Raw genomic sequence first — 16,789 nt, 5'->3', positions numbered from 1 at the left:
TTATCTAGTGCAATTTAAGTTTGGGCTTGATTGTACTGCCAATCTTGCGTGCAATCATGCTTAGCGTACCGCGCCACCAGCCATGAATCGCAATCTGGTGCATACGGTAAAGAGAGATATAAACAAAGCGGGCAACTCGACCTTCAACAAACATCGAGCCTTTGGTGAGGTTACCCATCAGGCTCCCCACGGTGCTGTATTTGCTTAGGTTAACAAGCGATCCGTAATCGGAGTAGACATAATCCTGCAACGGCTTGTTGTTCTCCTGCGCCAGAATGTTGCGATATACCAACGTCGCCATCTGGTGGGCAGACTGCGCTCTTGGCGGCACCCAACTACCATCCGCTTGTTGGCAACCGCAGCAGTCGCCGATCACGTAGATCGCCGCATCATCAACGCTTTGTAGTGTAGGTTCTACGAGAATTTGCCCCGCTCGGTTTGTTTCAAATGCACCACAGGCTTGAATAAAAGGCGGCGCTTTCACGCCAGCCGCCCAAACCGTTAGGTCCGCATTGATCGCTTCCTCGTCAGCGGTCATAAACCCTTGTGCGGTGGCTTCGGTGATGCGGGTGTTCTCGCGCAGCTCAACGCCCAAGCGCTGTAACTCTTCGCGGGCAGATTGCGCAATACGATCAGGCAGTGCTGGCAAGATGCGCGGACTGGCTTCAATGAGCATCACCTTGAGTTGATCTTTACGGATGCCCGGCATGCCATACATACGCAGTAGCCCAACCACATGGTAAAGCTCCGCAGAAAGCTCAACACCCGTGGCTCCGCCACCCACAATCGCTAAACTCAATGTCGCTTCGCTATCACCCTGATTAAGGCGCAAGAACTGGTTTAAAAGCGCTTGGTGGAACTTACTGGCTTGTCGGTGCGAGTCTAAGAAGTAGCTGTGTTGGCTAACGCCCGGTGTGCCGAAATCATTGCTGACACTGCCTACCGCAAGCACCAGTGTGTCGTAAGCCAGCTGGCGCGCAGGAACAATCTCAACGCCCTCTTCGTCAACGATGCTGTCTAACTGAATGCGCTGGGCTTCACGATCGATCCCAATCATCGTACCTAATTGGAACTCATAGCCGTGTGATCTGGCATGAGCACGGTACACCACACCGTCGGTTTCAGTGTCGAGCGAGCCAGTAGCCACTTCATGCAGCAATGGTTTCCAGATGTGCGTGCGGCTACGATCCACTAAGATGATCTTTGCGCGCTGTTTCTTACCTAATTTATCGCCTAGCTTAGTCGCAAGCTCTAAACCGCCTGCTCCGCCTCCTACTACAACAATCGTTTTCATCTTACATTTCCTTAAAATAGAGTCAGGCGAAAACGCTTATAAAAACGCCCTCGCCTGACCTATTTCATTGAAAATGCAGCTTACTCCTGTTAGACGCTACAAATCTATACTCTGATCGACCTAACTTTGGGCGATTCATGCAACAGACCGTTGGTACTTTCGATCATATTGATCGCGTGGCAAACATATCTGCGGCTAAAAGATAGTCGATCACGGCACGCGTGCGCGGCGGAATTTGGCGCCGTGATGGATACACCAAGGAGAACACCACCGTTTCACTGCTGACCGAGGGCACCAACTGCACTAAGCGTCCAGCGGCGATTTCACTATGTACCGTGGTGGGCAATAGCGCGCCAATCCCTAAACCATTGAGTACCATCTGCTGCATCATCAAAGGTGAATTACAGCGGTAGCAGTAGCGCGGTTCAATTTCGATATACTTGCCGTGCTCTTGTAGCCCCACCACATTGATACTAGGGGTATGAAAGTTAATCCAACTATGCTGGTGCAGATCAGCCAGTGTGTTAGGTGTGCCGTGCCGCGCGAGGTACTCCGGGCTTGCAAACAAACCGAATGTTTCCTGATGCAAAACCCGAGCAATCACCGAATCATCCCGAGGAACACCAATCCGTATTGCTAGATCGATCTGCTCGCTGATTAGGTCTAACCGGCTGTCATTGAGGATAAGGTCCAACTCAACCTGCGGATAGTGCGCCTGAAAATCTCTCAGCACAGGGAGTAAGTACTTGTGAGCGATGTCGTGATTCATCGTAATCGCAACACGCCCGCTGGGTACTTGCGCGGTGACCGCAGCCTCAACTCCACTTAAGATTTCAGGTAGCTGCCGCGCTTGCGCATACACCTGCTGCCCCTCTAGCGTGATCTTTAATTGCCGCGTTGAGCGCTGCAAAAGGCGCACGCCAAGGTCTTTCTCCAACTGGGCAACCTGCTCGCTAATTCGGGAGCGGCTACTGTGCAGTTTACGCGGAGCACCCGCAAAACTGCCGCACTCCACCACCGTTGCAAACACCGCAAGCAAACGCAGATGGGAAAATTCAATTGTACTCAAAACCCGAACTCCTTATCCCAAGTTGACCTACTTATGATAACACTGAGCTTAGCGCATACTGCTTATGAATCTTACCTACAAATCGATTAGGAGCATGACGATGATTGCTGTTACCGGCGCTAACGGCCAGCTTGGCCAACACGTTATCCAAAGCCTTTTAAAAACCACTCCTGCCGCAGATATCGTGGCGCTAGTACGTGACCCCGCTAAAGCCGAGCATCTAAAAAGCCTTGGTGTGACGGTACGCACAGCTGATTACAACCAAAGCGCAACGCTTGGCGATGCATTGGCAGGGGTTACCAAGCTCCTGCTGATCTCTGGAAGTGAGGTGGGCCAGCGGGTACCCCAACATCAAGCGGTGATTGATGCTGCTAAAAACGCTAACCTTGAGCTGTTTGTCTACACCAGTATTTTGAAGGCCGATACATCACCGCTAATGCTGGCTCAAGAACACAAAGAAACAGAAGCACGGATCAAAGCTTCGGGGTTACCGGCGGTGATTCTACGTAATGGCTGGTATACCGAGAATTACACTCAGAGCGTTCCGGGTATCTTACAGGCCGGTGCGGTGGCGGGTGCGGCAGCGCAAGGCCGCTTCTCGACAGCGGCACGTAAAGACTACGCAGAGGCCGCGGCAGCTGTGCTAACATCTGAGCAAAGCGGTAAAGAGATTCCTTACAGCAATATGCCAAAAGAGGAGTTTGCTGCGCTATTGGTAAATATTGGTCTGCCTGAAGGGTTTGCTGGTGCGTTAGCTGATGCTGAAGATCACGCATCACGTGGCTGGTTAGAGGATAACAGCCAAACACTCAGCCAGTTATTAGGGCGCAACACGACACCGCTGAGCAAAAGCATCAGCGAAGCGCTGCGGTAACCCTTATTGCTCTGCTTGCCTGCAAGCAGAGCAATACTTCCTATCGGGCAGGCCTATTTAACGCCTAGGTGCTCTAGGTAAGTATCTAATACCAAGTTGAAGCGTGCGCCTTTGCGCGTAATCACCGAAAACTGCGTATCAAAACTAAACTCATCGGGGCACACTGCCCTCATCCGTTTTTCAGATACCCAGCGCTGGGCCAAATGCTCGGGCAAGTAGCCGATGTATTGGCCCGTTAGAATCAGGAAGGCAACCCCCTCACGGTCAGTGGCGGTAGCGGAGGTTTTCAGCGCTTGATAGCAAGACTTAATCTCTGGCGTTTGCGCATAGGCAGGCATCACCGCATCCCATGCGGCAATATCAATGTGCTCGTCTGGCAGCGTAAATAATGGATGTGAAGCCGCACAGTAAAGCTGCGAGCGCTCCCCATACAGAGGGTAATAGTTGAGCCCCGGCAATGCGCGCAGTGTTGGCACCACCCCCACATGCAGACGGCCATCCAGTACCCCCAATTCGATCTCGCTAGGGGGAATCATGCGGATATTGATACTCACATCTGGCCCCTGCTGCTTTAAGCCTGCCAGCGCATTGGTGAGTGTCATATGCGGCATCGTCACTAGGTTGTCAGTGATACCAATATTCAGTTCGCCCACCAACTGGGTATGCAGAGTATTAACCTGCGTGCGAAAGGTTTCGAGGGATGAAAGCAGTTGCAAGGTGTAATCAAATACCTGTTGCCCCTCTTCCGTTAGCGCAAAACCAGAGCGGCCACGCTGGCACAACCGAAACCCTAGACGCTGCTCTAAATCCGACATCGATAGACTGATCGCCGAGCGCGTGATGTTCAACGACACCTCTGCCGCCGAGAAACCACCGCACTCAACAACGGTTTTAAAGATCCGCAACATACGCAGATCTACATCGCCCAACTGGCCGGTAAACTTTTTCACTTTTTTCATAAAAATTCTCGGCTTACACCACCATTAGCAACCACTAAAACACCCGATCAGACGCGAATTCACGCAAATATCTTCTATCACTAGTCAGATAACTGTAACAAACATTAGTCGTTTTTAAGTTAAGCAATTACTTACCTGAAAGAAAGAAATTTCATATTTAACCCTTTTTCGCCCCTGCGCATAGTAAATGAAGCGCTACTTCGACACAGGTCAGCGCCTACAGAGACCAATATAAAAGATATAAATAATGGGGTCGTACCGATCATGAAAAATACTATTAAAACGATAATTTCTGGTTGTGTTCTTGCAACATCTGTTTCCCTCAGCACAGCTCAGGCGGGCGAAGATTTCATCTTTGCCCAAGCGATGACAACAGATCACATCTTCCACTCCGCCTCCGAAAAATTTATCGATAACCTCAAAGCCCGCCAATCGGCATATAGCCCTGAATACCACCCAGGTGGCGACCTAGGAGACTGGACATCTCAGTTCGAGCAGGCGATGCAGGGGGTTATTCCCATGACAATCACCTATGGCGCATCTGAGTTTGACCCGCGCCTAGACCTAACATGGCTCGGTTATGTGGTAGACGATTGGGAATCAGCACGTAAAGCCTATGGTCCAAATGGCCCCATGCTCAACGTGTATAACGAGATCATGGCCGATAACGACCTTGTCGTATTGGGCTTGATTCCTACCGGCTTTGGCTCCATCACCATGCGCAAAGGCGTGGATAAAGTCCCGACCAACTTCCCAGAAGATGCGGCTGGCATCAAGATGCGCGTTGTACCAACACCGTTGGCGATCGAGCGTTTTGCAAACTGGGGGTTCTCTGCCGTACCGATGCCATTCGCAGAGCTCTACACCGCCCTGCAGCTTGGCACCGTTGATGGCCGCGCCTTTGGCCCTGCGGTAGAGATCTGGCAGATGCGCGATGTGCTGCAAAGCTACATCCTCACGCGTGATTACTTTGAGCACGCGTTCTGGGTTGTAAACAAGGATTGGTGGGAAGACCTACCAGAAGCTGAGCGTAATAAGATGCGTGCCGCTGCAGATGAGACGCTAGCTTGGGTATGGACAGAAGCAGAGCGTATCGATAACGGCTACCTGCAACAGGTGCGCGATTACGGCATCGACGTGGTTGAGCTAACAGACGCGCAACGCAACAAAGCCAAAGAGCTGCTTTACGCCAACGAATGGCCTTACATGGAGAAGGTCGTTGGCTCTGAAATCATGGATATGATGCGCAAGATCGCCGGCATCAACTGATCTGACGAATAAATTCACACGCGGCTTGCTGGCTTAACGCCAGTGAGCCCTCTGCTATTCGTTTTGAAAGGATCCATGTTATGCGCAACACTACCGAGCCCGCCGAACGCACATCGGTTGGCGACACCAAAATTTACGACTACGACCCTAATCTCAGCAATCATCCTCTACCGCCCCACCTGCATGCTGTTGTCCCCGAGCAAAGCAGCGCACTGGGCCGCGTGCTGGTGCAATTCGAGCGCCTGTTAAACGGGATATTTTGCACACTAATGATAGCCGCATGCCTTGGCCTTGCGTCTCTGATGTTTGTCCAGATTGTGCTGCGCTATGGTTTCGAGTCACCCTTCACCGGCATCGAAGAAGCAGCCGTGCTGCTGGGTGTATGGATCTATTTCTTGGGCATGGGATATGCCACCCGTCAGCGCGAGCATATCCACGGCGGCATCGTCAGCTTGGTGGTGCATGACCCCATCAAAGTCAGCACCATTAGGTTTGTCGGCTCTGTGGTTTGTATGATCGCTGCCTGCATCTTCGGCTACTTTGCCTGCAAATATGCGTTTTTTGTCATCGGCAAAGGCCGTATGAGTATCAACCTACAATGGCCGCGTGGTCTTTGGAGCGGCAGCATGATTATCGGCTTCGCCATGATGGTGGGCTACTTCCTACTTGAAGCAATCAACGAATATTTAGATCTATCTGCACGCATCAAGCATGCGCGCAACGTGAAGGAGGCAGCCGAATGACTCTGTTTCTTATCGCAATGGCGATTGTCGTCGTTCTTATCCTCATGGAGATTCCCGTCGCATTTGCGTTTGGCATCGGTGCGGTGCTGTTTGCCTACACAACGGGCAACAATATCTCCTTTCTTATCCCACACGGATTCAAAACAGCCAGCGGCTTTGCACTGCTCGCCCTGCCGCTATTCATTTTTGCAGGGCTGTTGATGGCAGAAGGCGGTATATCCGAGCGGCTGCTGAACTTTGTCAACGCGATTGTTGGCCGCGTAAAAGGCGGCTTAGGTGCGGTAACCGTACTGACCTGCGCCCTATTTGGTGCGATCTCGGGCAGCTCTTCAGCAGCGATTGCGGCAGTTGGTCAAATTATGATCCCGCGGATGATTCGCGAGGGCTACCCAGAGGGCCATGCAACCGCGTTAGTGGCGTGCTCATCAGTACTGGCGTTGTTGATTCCGCCAAGCATCCCGATGATTGTCTTCTCGATCACTGGCGGCCTTTCGGTGGGTGCGGCGTTTTTATCGACGATCATTCCCGGCATCCTTCTGACAGTTCTCTACTGTGCGCTAAACATTTGGTTTGTCCGCGACAACCCCAACATCAAGCTTGAACCTGCGCTACCGCTGGGGCAGTCGGTTAAAAATATTGCCAAAACCGGATACAGCGCTTCGTTCGCGTTGCTCATGCCCGTTATTATTTTGGGCGCGATCTACAGCGGTATCGCAACACCAACTGAAGCGGCGGCAATTGCCGTGATCTATGCCATCCCTGTGGGGCTATTTATCTACAAAGGGATGTCGCTACGCAGCTTGGGGAGCGTTACAGTACGCGCCGTAACAATGACCGGTTCGATCATGGCGGTGCTGTTCTTCCTGTTCATCATGAGCCGCGCCATGATCTTAGAGCAGGTACCAAAAGAGCTCGCCGAAGCGCTGCTGAGCTTCTCCGATAACAAGTACGTCTTACTGTTTATGATCAATATTCTACTGCTGCTAATCGGTATGATTGTTGATGATATCTCTGGGAGCGTGCTGGCAGCGATTATCTTCTTGCCAATCATTACACAGCTTGGCATCGATCCGATCCACTTTGCTGCCGTTGTTGGCGTAAACCTAGGTCTTGGCAACGTATCACCGCCGTGCGCGCCGATGCTCTATATGGCCGGGGGCGTTAGCAAGCTGTCGTTAGACCGCTATATCGGGCCGACGCTTAAGTTCCTCTGTTTGGGGCATTTGCCAATGGTATTTTTGGTGACATTCGTGCCGGATCTATCACTGTTCTTACCCCGCCTACTGATGGGCTATTAAGCATGAAGGCGCCAATCACGGCGCCTTCTCTATTTTGATGCCAAGTTAAAAGCGATCATTCCCCGCGGCACCAAGATTATTGATCTTGCGCTTTCTCAATAGCTTGAGCAGCACATTTCGCAACGACCGCAGTATCGGATACAACACAGCCGAGCGCTGCTTTGAGCTAAACACCCAGTAGTTAATGCGGTTAAGAAAACCCGACCGGCTACCAATTAACGCCAACGCGTGAATCGCATCAGCTCCGTAGTAAAGCTGATCGCCCAGTTTGAGCACCATGCCTTGGTCGATATCCAAGCCTTGCGCTGTGATCTCCTCCATCACCTTGCTCGGTTGGCGCGCATCCACAATGGTTAACTCCCCCACACTTTTGCGGATATTCACCACTTGGCAATACGCGTGACAGGCCGGGCATTCCTGATCATAAATTAGCAGTACCTCTTTGCGTGCCACACACCTTCCCCCTAGAGCCTTTTCAGCAGTAAAGCATGTGACTGATAGCAGTGCATCTCTTTTTAGGTGATGGCATGAATCCACCGAACACGCAAACCAGCAAACCAGCAAACCAGCAAACCAGCAAACCAGCAAACCAGCAAACCAGCACATAGGCCGTAGTGGCAAAACTAATCACCTGCTTGACGAGCGCTAGTAGCTGACTTAGGATTAAACAGTACCGAACGGTACGGTACGATTATATCATAGCAAAATGGAGACGCTCTGAGATGAAAGCCCTAACAGCACTAGCACTGGTCACCGCAGGTATAGCCGCATATGGCGCCATCCAATATCAAACAACACACAGCCAGCTCGCTGCGTTTCACCAACAGGTTCACGACGCGGCAGTAGCGGCAGACGCCAACTACTCAATCTCTGCCACCGTGCCGGCCCCGGTTACGCGCTATTTATCCTATACCTTTCCCAATGGCGTGCCGGCAGTAGCGCTGGTGCGTGTTGGCATGCAGGGGGAGTTTCGCCGCCCAAAGCATGAGGAGTTCAGCCCCACCACAGCTAAGCAAAGCCTCGCTCCCGCCGTCCCAGCGCTAATGTTTGAAGCGGATACACCAATATTACCGGGGGTTTGGGCCACGGCTTACGATGCCTACATTGATGGAAAGATGGAGATGAAAGCGAAGCTCTTTGGCGCGTTTACCGTGATGGATCAACCGGCAACTCCAACTCTCAATCAGATCAGTTTAAGACGCTGGTTGCTCGAATCGCCCCTCTATCCGCAAGCGCTCATCCCAAGCCAATACATACGCTGGGAAGCGATAGATAACGAACACGCGCGAGTGATCGCCTCGTTCAAAGGTTTGGAAGCTAGCATGATCGCCAAAATCGACATGCTGGGCCGGTTAGTGCATCTGCGCGCAGAACACGATGGTGACCTTAACACGCCCTATCACGGCTCGGGCGAATACGCCGCACGCTCCGATTACCGCTTGGTAGATGGTATGATGATTCCGCATCGGTTTGTTATCGCTCGTCATGCAAACGGTACCGACTACCCGTTTTGGGATGGCCAGATCACAAGCTACATCACTCAACTTTATGCAAACGACTAAATCAGGGCAAAAGGTGTCAAAAAGAGAGCAGCTACTCAACGCAGCGATGGAGCTTTTGGTCGATCAAGGCAATATGGCGTTCAGCATGAACGCGTTAGCCCGCCACGCAGGCGCATCAAAAGAGACCCTCTACCGCCACTTTGGCAATAAACAGGGCTTATTTGAAGCGATTGTCACGGAAAACGCCGATCAAGCAGGCTTAACTGCAGACTATTTTTCTGCCCATCCAAACAACCCCGCCGGCTTTTTAACCGCGTTTGGTGAGGCGTTGCTCACCTTTCTGATGAGTCCGCAATCGATTGTGATTAATCGCATCGTGATTGCTGAGGCCGCCAGTAATCCCGAGTTAGCGTTAATACTAGAAAAGCATGGTCGCCAGCGCGTTGCACTATCGGTTGGTGCACAGTTCAGCCGCTACCTTGAGCAAAGCCTTGTCTCTTCAGAGGCTACTCAGTCTCTTAACTACTTTCTGGGGCTTTTGCTGCAAGACAGCCAAATTAAAGTGCTAGACGGCTCTATTCCACCGCTAACAAAACCAGACATTAGCGCACGGGCGGAACACGCAGCTGCACTTTACCTAAAGCTCTTTGCTTGCTAACGCATAGCGCTTTACAAACGCTCCATCGCTGGCTCTTGTTGCGTTGTACAGTGAATTCCCCCGCCACCAGCGGCGAGACCATCGATATTCAGTTGAATAATATCCCGGTCAGGAAATAACCGCGCTAATGTCTCACGAGCGTTAGCATCAGCATATTTATCGCCAAATTCAGGCGCAATAACAGCGCCATTGCAGAGATAGAAGTTTATATAGCCTGCGGCAAAATCATCGTTAACGGCCATGTTTCTTAGCTGCGTTGGCGCTTCTAAAACTGCCACATCCAAGAGATTTCCTTGTGCATCGGTTGCCGTGCGCAAAATATCTAAATGCTGTTTTGTCACAGCGTGGTCGAACGAAGCCGGATCGGCATCATACGCTGCGACTACCGTACCGGGTTTAGCGAAGCGCGCATAAAAATCGGTATGGCCGTCCGTGATATCTTTGCCCTTAATTCCGGGTAGCCAGATGATCTTTTTCAAGCCCAGTAAAAGCTTTAGCTCGCGTTCGCAATCCGCCTTGGAAACCCCTGGGTTGCGGTTGCTATTAAGTACGCAGCTTTCAGTGATAATTGCGGTACCGTGGCCATCGACCTCGATACCGCCGCCTTCCAGCGTCAGCGCTGAACGCACCATTTTTGCATTCGCTCGGCCTGCAACAAATTCGGCAACATAACGATCATTTAAGAAGCGCTGCTTGCCTCCCCAGCCGTTAAAGTTGAAATTGATCGCGCCCTTTTTGCCGCTCTCGCTTACTACAAACACGGGGCCCGTATCTCGAATCCAAAGGTCATCAATTGGGCACACCACAAACTCAACTTGCGACCCCATCAAGCGACGGGCTATTTCAAGGTCAGCAGCCCGCACCAACATCGTAACGGGCTCATATTGCGCAATACTCAAGGCAATAGAGGCTAGGTCTTGCTGTACCCGAGGCAACAACTCTGCGCCCCAAATGGATTCACTGGCACCAAACGCCATCCATGTACGTGCATGGGGTTCACTTTCATCGGGCATGTACCAGCCAATGGGTTCAGTACCTAACGCCAGACAGCTGCCACTTAACGCTAAACTTGCTGCTGCCGTTGCGCAGACTCCCTGCAGAAATGCGCGCCGAGCTAACATGAACTTTGCGCTACGCTTGGGTGGCGGTAGATGTGCCAAATGCCACCACGAAACTCAACCTCTTTCTCAAAGGTCGCGCCAACTGCTTGTGCCAACCTAATGGAGGGCATGTTCTGCGCATGGATAAAACTAATAAGCGGCAGATCTGAAAGATACTCTCGGGCGGCTTCTTGAACGGCTAACGTAGCTTCCTTGGCAAAGCCACGCCCCCAATATTCTGGAGCCAAAGCCCATTTAATCTCTGGAGCTGGCCAATCATTCGGATACCAAAAGCCAACCGTTCCAAGTACGGAGTTGCTCACTTTTTCAACAACAGCGTATGGGCCATAGCCGTGCAGTTGCCAATGCCCCACCATTCCCGCCATAGCACGCCACGTTTCACCTTCCGAGAACGCTCGCCCCGTGGTGAATGCCGTTGCGCTAGGGTCTGAATAGTACTTATGAAGATCTATCCAATCGCTATTTTCAAACTGGCGCAGCCAGAGCCGCTTTGTTTCAAGCGTTTGAGGTACTCGTATGTCCATTTTCTATGGCTTCCATTAGGGGGCTAAAATAAACCACGCACATCACACGTGCACACACGTTTTGCAAACGTTGCAAGCTGCTTTACTCAAACAGCAACGGTGTTTGATCATCCCAAAATACTGCGTTGACTATCCACTCCTGTTTAGGTTTGTAGAAAACACAAAGGAATCTCACAGCGTGCTTCTCAAACTTACCTATATAAATATGCTGAACAAAGCTGTTACCGGCTACCTTACTACTGACGTAATCTGAGCCAAGCACCTTGCCAAAGCGCGATGTCACCATTTTTAACTGAGATTCTGACTGATAAGCTAGATTATCGATCTCTTCGGTGGGCAATGGCCAATGCGGCTTGAGGAGATTGATGGAAGCTTTGGGGTCACCAGAACCAAAGGCTTCAGCCGCTTTACCACACAAAGCCTTTGTACCAGCGATATCGGTAATTGGCGCAGCACTAGCTGAGCATGCGAATAATAGAGAAGCTACGGCCACTATTTTCTTCATTCTTAACCCCCATAGTCGATTAGTTACGCGAAAACGCTAATGAAAAACACCTAGCTATTACTTTAACTCTAGCACTTTAAAAATACCTATCAGTTTTTATAATTACCACCATATGGAGATAACCAGCATAAAAATATGAAAAACCTAAATTAAAAATATTATATTAATAAAAAACATCCCAAACACACCTCCCCCTTTAATAAGAGGTCTGAAAGGCATCCAGCACCCCATTCAAGCGGCCTGATCTCACCGCCTTGAAAAGTATGATTTAATGCAAGCGCTCGCGCCAATTTCCATTATTTTTATTTGTGCAGTTTTCCTCTGTATCAAAGTCAACATGCTTGCTTATATCTTTAATATTTAAGGGTATATCTTTAAGATGAAATTTTATTAGGTCAAAGACCTCAGTATCTTTTTTATTTCGCAAGAAGCTAGACAGCTGGTCATTAGTTTCAAAAACGCAAACAACCAATAAGGATTTAGGAAAACAGTTATAATCTACGACATGAGTCAGCCACTTAAAACCTTCAAAATTACCAATAGCCGCCTCACAAACCTCAGTCAACGCCCCTCTTATAGCATTATCAATTTTCTTATCGGTCTTTCTCATTACTCTGCCGCCTAAAAGCTCTTAAAGTTCACAGCCAGATATCGTTAACTAGCTTATATGAGAAACAATTTTTACATACTTTCTCTTCATGTTCATATCTATCTATAACTAGCTACGACGTCTAAGTAAATCGCAAAAAATAACCGTTAAACAGTGTGGTGCATACGGGCTACTCCTTCGTATTAAAGCTAGCGTCTATCAACATACCCATGAAGCGCCATTGCTGAATCAGATCACGACACAAGCTGGGTTGTGTCGTTACGGTGGGTTACCTGCGAGATCACACATGGATAGCAAAATACATCTAGCACCAAGCGTTGCTCTACTTTTGGCTGAAGTCGATTGACAGCCCCGTTGTGGCTCGAATTCGCTGTGCGCAGATGCTCAGGCACGTGCGATATGCTAGTATGGCCCACCTTTTTTTCATCAAGTGAAATGTCTATGTTCGATTCTTTCTCCATGCGCCTGAATAAATACATTAGTGAAAGTGGTATTTGCTCGCGTCGTGAGGCCGACCGTTTTATTGAACAGGGCAATGTTTACTTAAATGGGAAACGCGCCAAGGTGGGCGATCAGGTTTCACCTGGCGATGTGGTTAAGGTCAATGGCCAGCTGATCGAAGCGCGTGAAGCGGAAGATTTAGTCTTTATCGCACTGAATAAGCCGGTGGGTATTGTGAGTACCACTGAGAGCAGCGAGCGCGATAATATCGTTGATTTTGTCCGCCATAGCACCCGTATCTTCCCTATCGGGCGCTTAGATAAAGACTCTCAGGGCTTGATCTTTCTTACCAACAATGGCGACTTGGTCAACAAGATACTGCGCGCAGGTAATGAGCACGAGAAAGAGTATCTGGTCACTGTTAACAAGCCGTTTCACGATGATTTTATTGAAGGTATGTCGAACGGCGTGCCGATACTCGGTACTAAAACCAAAAAGTGCAAGGTGGTTAAAACTAGCCCAACAGCCTTTAAGATCACGCTAGTTCAAGGCCTGAACCGACAGATTCGCCGGATGTGTGAATATTTTGGTTATGAGGTGGTGAGCCTTGAGCGCTTCAGAATCATGAATGTCGATCTGAAAGGCCTACCGGTTGGTGAGTGGCGCGACCTGACCGAGAAAGAGCTTAAAACCTTACTGGACGCCGTAGCGAGCTCTTCGTCTGAAGCACCAGCTGGACGTAAAAGCTCGCAAAGACGTGGCAGACCGCAAAACGGCGCTAAGCAGTCACGGGCCGGTGGCTCTAGCCGCTCTGGTAATAGCACCAAGCCCCGCGGCCAAGGCTCAGCAAAGCCAAGAACATCGGATGGGAAAAACAAACCCGGTAGCCGAAAACCTGCCTCAAAAACTTCACGCCAAACCACTGGTGAGCAAGCAAGAGGCGCAGGTAAAAAACATGCCGGTGCGCGCCCCAGTAAAAAAGCGGCAGGACGCAGCCAGCAACGCGGTACTCAGTCCAAAGCTAGCTCGTCAAAGCCCGGTAAACGCCGCCGCTAGACGAATTAGCCTTTGAAGCCTTTGCCGACCAAGTAAACTTCGCGCGAGCGAGGACGAGAAGCATCAGGTTTACGGATGACCACTTTATTGAAGGATGTACGCACATCTTTGAGGTATTCGTCGTAGCTCTCGCCTTGGAAAACCTTCACCACAAAGCTGCCATTGGGTTTGAGCACCTGCCGCGCCATATCTAGCGCAAGCTCAACCAAATACATAGACGATGCTTGGTCGGCGGTTTTAACGCCACTGATATTAGGTGCCATATCAGAGATCACCAAATCCACTGGAGAGTCCCCTAGCAAAGCCATAATGTCTTCAAATACGGCATCTTCGGTGAAATCACCTTGGATAAAATCAACGCCGGGTAAGGCATCCATCGGGAGGATATCAGACGCCACGACACGGCCGTTATCACCCACCAAAGGTGCCACCACCTGCGACCAACCACCCGGCGCACTTCCCAGATCCATCACCACCATACCGGGTTTTATGAGCTTATCCTTGTCAATCAACTCGAGGATCTTATAGCTAGCACGCGAGCGGTAGCCATCAACCTGCGCGCGCTTTACATAAGGGTCATTGACATGCTCACTGAGCCATTGATTACTGCTTTTAGATCTTGCCATATTGCTACTCTGGGAACTTACACAAAGGTGGGTTTAACAAAGGCGCGCATTATACACCACCTTGCTCCGGCTGGCTGCCACATGGCTTTTTGTTTACTCAGAAGATATTTCGAAGCGCAGGCTTCAGGTACAATGGCGCCCGCTGGCATTAAGAGCGATTAACGCCTTCACTGTTCCAGACGTTTAGTCACCGCACTGATGACGGCAACATAGCCGTATCAACCGCCACAACCATGCTGGCGAATCGGGTGAACAACGCCCTTGGCAGTGAAAACCACCATAGAAACCTAAGCTAAAACCAAAGAGACGCCCATGAAGCTGGACGACATTAAAAAGCTACATCAAAAAAAGTACCGCACTGAGCTAGGTTATTTTCTGGTGGAGGGCGAACACCTTATTCTAGAGTTGGAAAAAGCTGCAAAAACCAACCCGTTGTTAGCGGCTGCCAAAGTGTATACCAGCGAAAGCTATGGGGTTTTCGAAACCACGCTTGAGCAGTTGCAGATCTCTGATAAACAGATGCAGAAAATCTCCGACACCAAATCGCCCCAAGGGATTGTTGCAGTGGTGCCGCTCAGTGCTGCATTACTCCAGCCCTCCAACACTGCTCAACCACGTACCATCTACTTACACGAGATACAAGATCCCGGCAACTTGGGCACCATTTTGCGCACATTAGCGTGGTTTGGTGGCTTTACGTGTGTACTCAGCCCCAACAGCGTAGACCCCTTCAACCCGAAAGTGGTGCGCGCCAGCATGGGAGCGATTTTTCATGTACCGATTGAGGTGGATGTCTCGCTGAGTGATCTACAAACACGTTTTGATCGGTTCGCCTGCTTAGATATTAAAGGCACTGAACTGTCTGCCCCTGCATTTACTGAGCACCAGTGTTTTATCTTTGGGAATGAAGCACGAGGCGTGCCCCGCGAGCAGCTAGCAGCGTTAAACGTGCAAGCCTTTTCGATACACGGCAGCGGAGCTTTGGAATCGCTAAACCTCGCAACCGCCGTCAATATGTGCGCCTACGAACTTAACCGCTAGTGTATTTACCCTTTTACCTAAAGCGTACATAGGTATTGCTCTGTCTGCAGCAAACCACCCGGTAATTTAACGCCGTAACAGGCTAGCTTTACGCCAGCCCAGCGCTAAGGGATCACCTATAGCTGCTACTGCTGGCGGCTTAGCAACAGGCTTGCGCCAGAGGCAGCTAAAAAACCCGCGCAGGCTCGATTAAAGCGCTTCGCCATTTCGGGCTTAGAGAACCACTGCCTTAGGTAGATTCCGAATATGGCATAAACCGATATCGCACCCATTTCTAGCACTAAGAACGTTGCTCCTAAAACCAAGAACTGCTCATTTACACTCGCCGATGTATCGACAAACTGCGGCAGAAAGGCGGTAAAAATTAAGATCGCCTTTGGGTTACCAGCAGCTAACAAAAATTCTTGTTTAGCTAAACCTAGCCGGTTGAGACGGCCTCCCCTTCCAGAGAGAGGGCTTACCTCTGATGACCAAAGATTAAAGGCGATCCACAACAAGTAGACAGCACCCACCACCTTAATAGTTAGAAACAGAATCTCAGACGCATAAAGAACAACAGCTAAACCTGAAGCCGCCAATACGATCATTACCGAGAATGCAGCAATGCGGCCAAGCCCCCCGATAAAGGCTGACTTGAAGCCATAACATCGCGCATTGTTCATAGATAATAGATTGTTTGGGCCTGGCGTCATATTGAGTGCAAAACACACAGGCATAAAGAGCAGTAACTTCCAGATTTCCACAACATTACCTCAATAAACGACCGATTTTACTGACCTAGTGCCGAAGACGAATTGTTGATTGCGCGTGTCGGGCTCTACTTAAAAACCAGTAACACTTTTACCACGCATAGCGCTTGGCTTTGCAGCGTACCGAAACGCAGGTAAGCACGGCTGCGTTTCGCAGATTATGGAGGCTCACTCTGGCAGCCTCTCAAATTGTGGTGCGCTTCCCAACTTGTCATCCCAAGCCGCTCTGCTAGATAAGAAGATATGTGCCGTTGGCGAAATGGAAATGTCGGTGTCCAAGCTCCCTGCAGGGACAACGAGCAAACCCGCAGCCTGAACGCTTGGCATTGCCGAACCGCACAACTGACAAAAGCTCTTATTGTGATGAGTGTTTGGCAGTGTAAAAGAAGCCACTACATCCTCACCCGACTGCCACACCAACTTAGCTGACGTTGAAAAGAATTTGCCGCG

Annotated in this window: 19 protein-coding genes; 8 read left to right on the top strand and 11 right to left on the bottom strand. The window is 50.3% G+C overall.

Translation table 11 applies throughout. From position 1 onward, the window contains the following. Positions 1 to 4: 4 nt before the first annotated feature. Together E4L36_RS00325 and E4L36_RS00320 are read right to left on the bottom strand one after the other, a co-directional pair. Positions 5 to 1,294, bottom strand: coding sequence for an NAD(P)/FAD-dependent oxidoreductase (locus E4L36_RS00325; protein WP_136678496.1), 1,290 nt, complete (start codon positions 1,292 to 1,294; stop codon positions 5 to 7). A gap of 163 nt (positions 1,295 to 1,457) precedes the next feature. Next, positions 1,458 to 2,363 carry a LysR substrate-binding domain-containing protein gene (locus tag E4L36_RS00320; protein WP_136678495.1) on the bottom strand — a complete coding sequence of 302 codons (906 nt, stop codon included), beginning with the start codon at positions 2,361 to 2,363 and terminating at the stop codon, positions 1,458 to 1,460. Positions 2,364 to 2,463: 100 nt separating this feature from the next. Between E4L36_RS00320 and E4L36_RS00315 the strand changes: the two genes are divergently transcribed. Next, positions 2,464 to 3,237: an SDR family oxidoreductase gene (locus E4L36_RS00315; protein ID WP_136678494.1), complete on the top strand. Its 774-nt coding sequence runs from the start codon at positions 2,464 to 2,466 to the stop codon at positions 3,235 to 3,237. A 53-nt stretch (positions 3,238 to 3,290) separates the two neighbouring features. On the opposite strand, the gene E4L36_RS00310 is transcribed toward E4L36_RS00315, so the two are convergent. Continuing rightward, on the bottom strand, positions 3,291 to 4,196 hold the full coding sequence (locus E4L36_RS00310) for a LysR family transcriptional regulator (RefSeq protein WP_136678493.1): 906 nt from the start codon (positions 4,194 to 4,196) through the stop codon (positions 3,291 to 3,293). Positions 4,197 to 4,460: 264 nt separating this feature from the next. On the opposite strand from E4L36_RS00310, the gene dctP reads away from it, so the two are divergent. The 3 genes from dctP to E4L36_RS00295 all read left to right on the top strand — a co-directional run bounded on the left by dctP (position 4,461) and on the right by E4L36_RS00295 (position 7,506). Next, positions 4,461 to 5,465, top strand: coding sequence for a TRAP transporter substrate-binding protein DctP (gene dctP / locus E4L36_RS00305; RefSeq protein WP_136678492.1), 1,005 nt, complete (start codon positions 4,461 to 4,463; stop codon positions 5,463 to 5,465). A gap of 80 nt (positions 5,466 to 5,545) precedes the next feature. Further along, positions 5,546 to 6,208: a TRAP transporter small permease subunit gene (locus E4L36_RS00300; RefSeq protein WP_136678491.1), complete on the top strand. Its 663-nt coding sequence runs from the start codon at positions 5,546 to 5,548 to the stop codon at positions 6,206 to 6,208. Continuing rightward, positions 6,205 to 7,506, top strand: a complete 1,302-nt coding sequence (locus E4L36_RS00295) for a TRAP transporter large permease (protein WP_127693740.1) — start codon at positions 6,205 to 6,207, stop codon at positions 7,504 to 7,506. Before E4L36_RS00300 ends, E4L36_RS00295 begins: the two co-directional genes overlap by 4 nt. 45 nt (positions 7,507 to 7,551) lie before the next feature. Here the strand turns inward: E4L36_RS00295 and E4L36_RS00290 are convergent, their stop codons facing one another. Beyond that, positions 7,552 to 7,959, bottom strand: coding sequence for a DCC1-like thiol-disulfide oxidoreductase family protein (locus E4L36_RS00290; RefSeq protein ID WP_136678490.1), 408 nt, complete (start codon positions 7,957 to 7,959; stop codon positions 7,552 to 7,554). Positions 7,960 to 8,228: 269 nt separating this feature from the next. Here E4L36_RS00290 and E4L36_RS00285 point away from each other — a divergent pair, with 269 nt between their 5' ends. Together E4L36_RS00285 and E4L36_RS00280 are read left to right on the top strand one after the other, a co-directional pair. Next, entirely contained in the window at positions 8,229 to 9,068 is an 840-nt protein-coding gene (locus E4L36_RS00285) for a DUF6544 family protein (protein WP_136678489.1), read from the top strand. A 13-nt stretch (positions 9,069 to 9,081) separates the two neighbouring features. Then, positions 9,082 to 9,666 (top strand): TetR/AcrR family transcriptional regulator, encoded by a 585-nt coding sequence (locus E4L36_RS00280; RefSeq protein ID WP_169051430.1) that lies wholly within the window; start codon positions 9,082 to 9,084, stop codon positions 9,664 to 9,666. Positions 9,667 to 9,677: 11 nt separating this feature from the next. On the opposite strand, the gene E4L36_RS00275 is transcribed toward E4L36_RS00280, so the two are convergent. The 4 genes from E4L36_RS00275 to E4L36_RS00260 form a co-directional block, all read right to left on the bottom strand. Further along, a complete protein-coding gene (locus E4L36_RS00275; protein ID WP_136678487.1) occupies positions 9,678 to 10,787 on the bottom strand; it encodes an agmatine deiminase family protein in 1,110 nt (369 codons plus the stop codon). Further along, entirely contained in the window at positions 10,781 to 11,311 is a 531-nt protein-coding gene (locus tag E4L36_RS00270; protein WP_136678486.1) for a GNAT family N-acetyltransferase, read from the bottom strand. The genes E4L36_RS00275 and E4L36_RS00270 overlap by 7 nt, the downstream gene beginning before the upstream one ends. Positions 11,312 to 11,393: 82 nt before the next feature. Beyond that, the gene (locus E4L36_RS00265) at positions 11,394 to 11,816 is read right to left on the bottom strand and encodes a hypothetical protein (RefSeq protein ID WP_136678485.1); all 423 of its coding nucleotides are present in this window, start codon (positions 11,814 to 11,816) and stop codon (positions 11,394 to 11,396) included. Positions 11,817 to 12,084: 268 nt separating this feature from the next. Beyond that, positions 12,085 to 12,426: a Fis family transcriptional regulator gene (locus tag E4L36_RS00260; RefSeq protein WP_136678484.1), complete on the bottom strand. Its 342-nt coding sequence runs from the start codon at positions 12,424 to 12,426 to the stop codon at positions 12,085 to 12,087. Between the two features lie 441 nt (positions 12,427 to 12,867). On the opposite strand from E4L36_RS00260, the gene rluF reads away from it, so the two are divergent. Then, a complete protein-coding gene (rluF, locus tag E4L36_RS00255; protein WP_136678483.1) occupies positions 12,868 to 13,923 on the top strand; it encodes a 23S rRNA pseudouridine(2604) synthase RluF in 1,056 nt (351 codons plus the stop codon). Between the two features lie 5 nt (positions 13,924 to 13,928). On the opposite strand, the gene rlmE is transcribed toward rluF, so the two are convergent. Beyond that, a complete protein-coding gene (gene rlmE / locus E4L36_RS00250) occupies positions 13,929 to 14,549 on the bottom strand; it encodes a 23S rRNA (uridine(2552)-2'-O)-methyltransferase RlmE (RefSeq protein WP_127693748.1) in 621 nt (206 codons plus the stop codon). A gap of 312 nt (positions 14,550 to 14,861) precedes the next feature. Here rlmE and E4L36_RS00245 point away from each other — a divergent pair, with 312 nt between their 5' ends. After that, positions 14,862 to 15,590 carry an RNA methyltransferase gene (locus E4L36_RS00245; protein ID WP_136678482.1) on the top strand — a complete coding sequence of 243 codons (729 nt, stop codon included), beginning with the start codon at positions 14,862 to 14,864 and terminating at the stop codon, positions 15,588 to 15,590. 125 nt (positions 15,591 to 15,715) lie between these two features. On the opposite strand, the gene E4L36_RS00240 is transcribed toward E4L36_RS00245, so the two are convergent. Both E4L36_RS00240 and E4L36_RS17935 read right to left on the bottom strand, forming a co-directional pair. Then, entirely contained in the window at positions 15,716 to 16,333 is a 618-nt protein-coding gene (locus tag E4L36_RS00240) for a LysE family translocator (RefSeq protein WP_136678481.1), read from the bottom strand. 174 nt (positions 16,334 to 16,507) lie between these two features. Then, positions 16,508 to 16,732, bottom strand: coding sequence for a GFA family protein (locus tag E4L36_RS17935; RefSeq protein WP_240770649.1), 225 nt, complete (start codon positions 16,730 to 16,732; stop codon positions 16,508 to 16,510). Positions 16,733 to 16,789 lie beyond the last annotated feature (57 nt).

This window comes from Neptunomonas sp. XY-337 (assembly GCF_004959845.1).
Classification (GTDB): Bacteria; Pseudomonadota; Gammaproteobacteria; order Pseudomonadales; family Balneatricaceae; genus Neptunomonas; species Neptunomonas marina.
The sequence above is the reverse complement of the archived record's forward strand: the minus strand, read 5'-3'. Positions and strand labels throughout refer to the sequence as shown.

What these genes read in the sequence shown, in the direction of transcription:
- E4L36_RS00325 (WP_136678496.1), bottom strand. Translation starts at nt 1,294, where the DNA reads ATGAAAACGATTGTTGTAGTAGGAGGCGGAGCAGGCGGTTTAGAGCTT.
- E4L36_RS00315 (WP_136678494.1), top strand. Translation starts at nt 2,464, where the DNA reads ATGATTGCTGTTACCGGCGCTAACGGCCAGCTTGGCCAACACGTTATC.
- E4L36_RS00310 (WP_136678493.1), bottom strand. Translation starts at nt 4,196, where the DNA reads ATGAAAAAAGTGAAAAAGTTTACCGGCCAGTTGGGCGATGTAGATCTG.
- dctP (WP_136678492.1), top strand. Translation starts at nt 4,461, where the DNA reads ATGAAAAATACTATTAAAACGATAATTTCTGGTTGTGTTCTTGCAACA.
- E4L36_RS00300 (WP_136678491.1), top strand. Translation starts at nt 5,546, where the DNA reads ATGCGCAACACTACCGAGCCCGCCGAACGCACATCGGTTGGCGACACC.
- E4L36_RS00295 (WP_127693740.1), top strand. Translation starts at nt 6,205, where the DNA reads ATGACTCTGTTTCTTATCGCAATGGCGATTGTCGTCGTTCTTATCCTC.
- E4L36_RS00285 (WP_136678489.1), top strand. Translation starts at nt 8,229, where the DNA reads ATGAAAGCCCTAACAGCACTAGCACTGGTCACCGCAGGTATAGCCGCA.
- E4L36_RS00275 (WP_136678487.1), bottom strand. Translation starts at nt 10,787, where the DNA reads ATGTTAGCTCGGCGCGCATTTCTGCAGGGAGTCTGCGCAACGGCAGCA.
- E4L36_RS00270 (WP_136678486.1), bottom strand. Translation starts at nt 11,311, where the DNA reads ATGGACATACGAGTACCTCAAACGCTTGAAACAAAGCGGCTCTGGCTG.
- E4L36_RS00265 (WP_136678485.1), bottom strand. Translation starts at nt 11,816, where the DNA reads ATGAAGAAAATAGTGGCCGTAGCTTCTCTATTATTCGCATGCTCAGCT.
- E4L36_RS00260 (WP_136678484.1), bottom strand. Translation starts at nt 12,426, where the DNA reads ATGAGAAAGACCGATAAGAAAATTGATAATGCTATAAGAGGGGCGTTG.
- rluF (WP_136678483.1), top strand. Translation starts at nt 12,868, where the DNA reads ATGTTCGATTCTTTCTCCATGCGCCTGAATAAATACATTAGTGAAAGT.
- rlmE (WP_127693748.1), bottom strand. Translation starts at nt 14,549, where the DNA reads ATGGCAAGATCTAAAAGCAGTAATCAATGGCTCAGTGAGCATGTCAAT.
- E4L36_RS00245 (WP_136678482.1), top strand. Translation starts at nt 14,862, where the DNA reads ATGAAGCTGGACGACATTAAAAAGCTACATCAAAAAAAGTACCGCACT.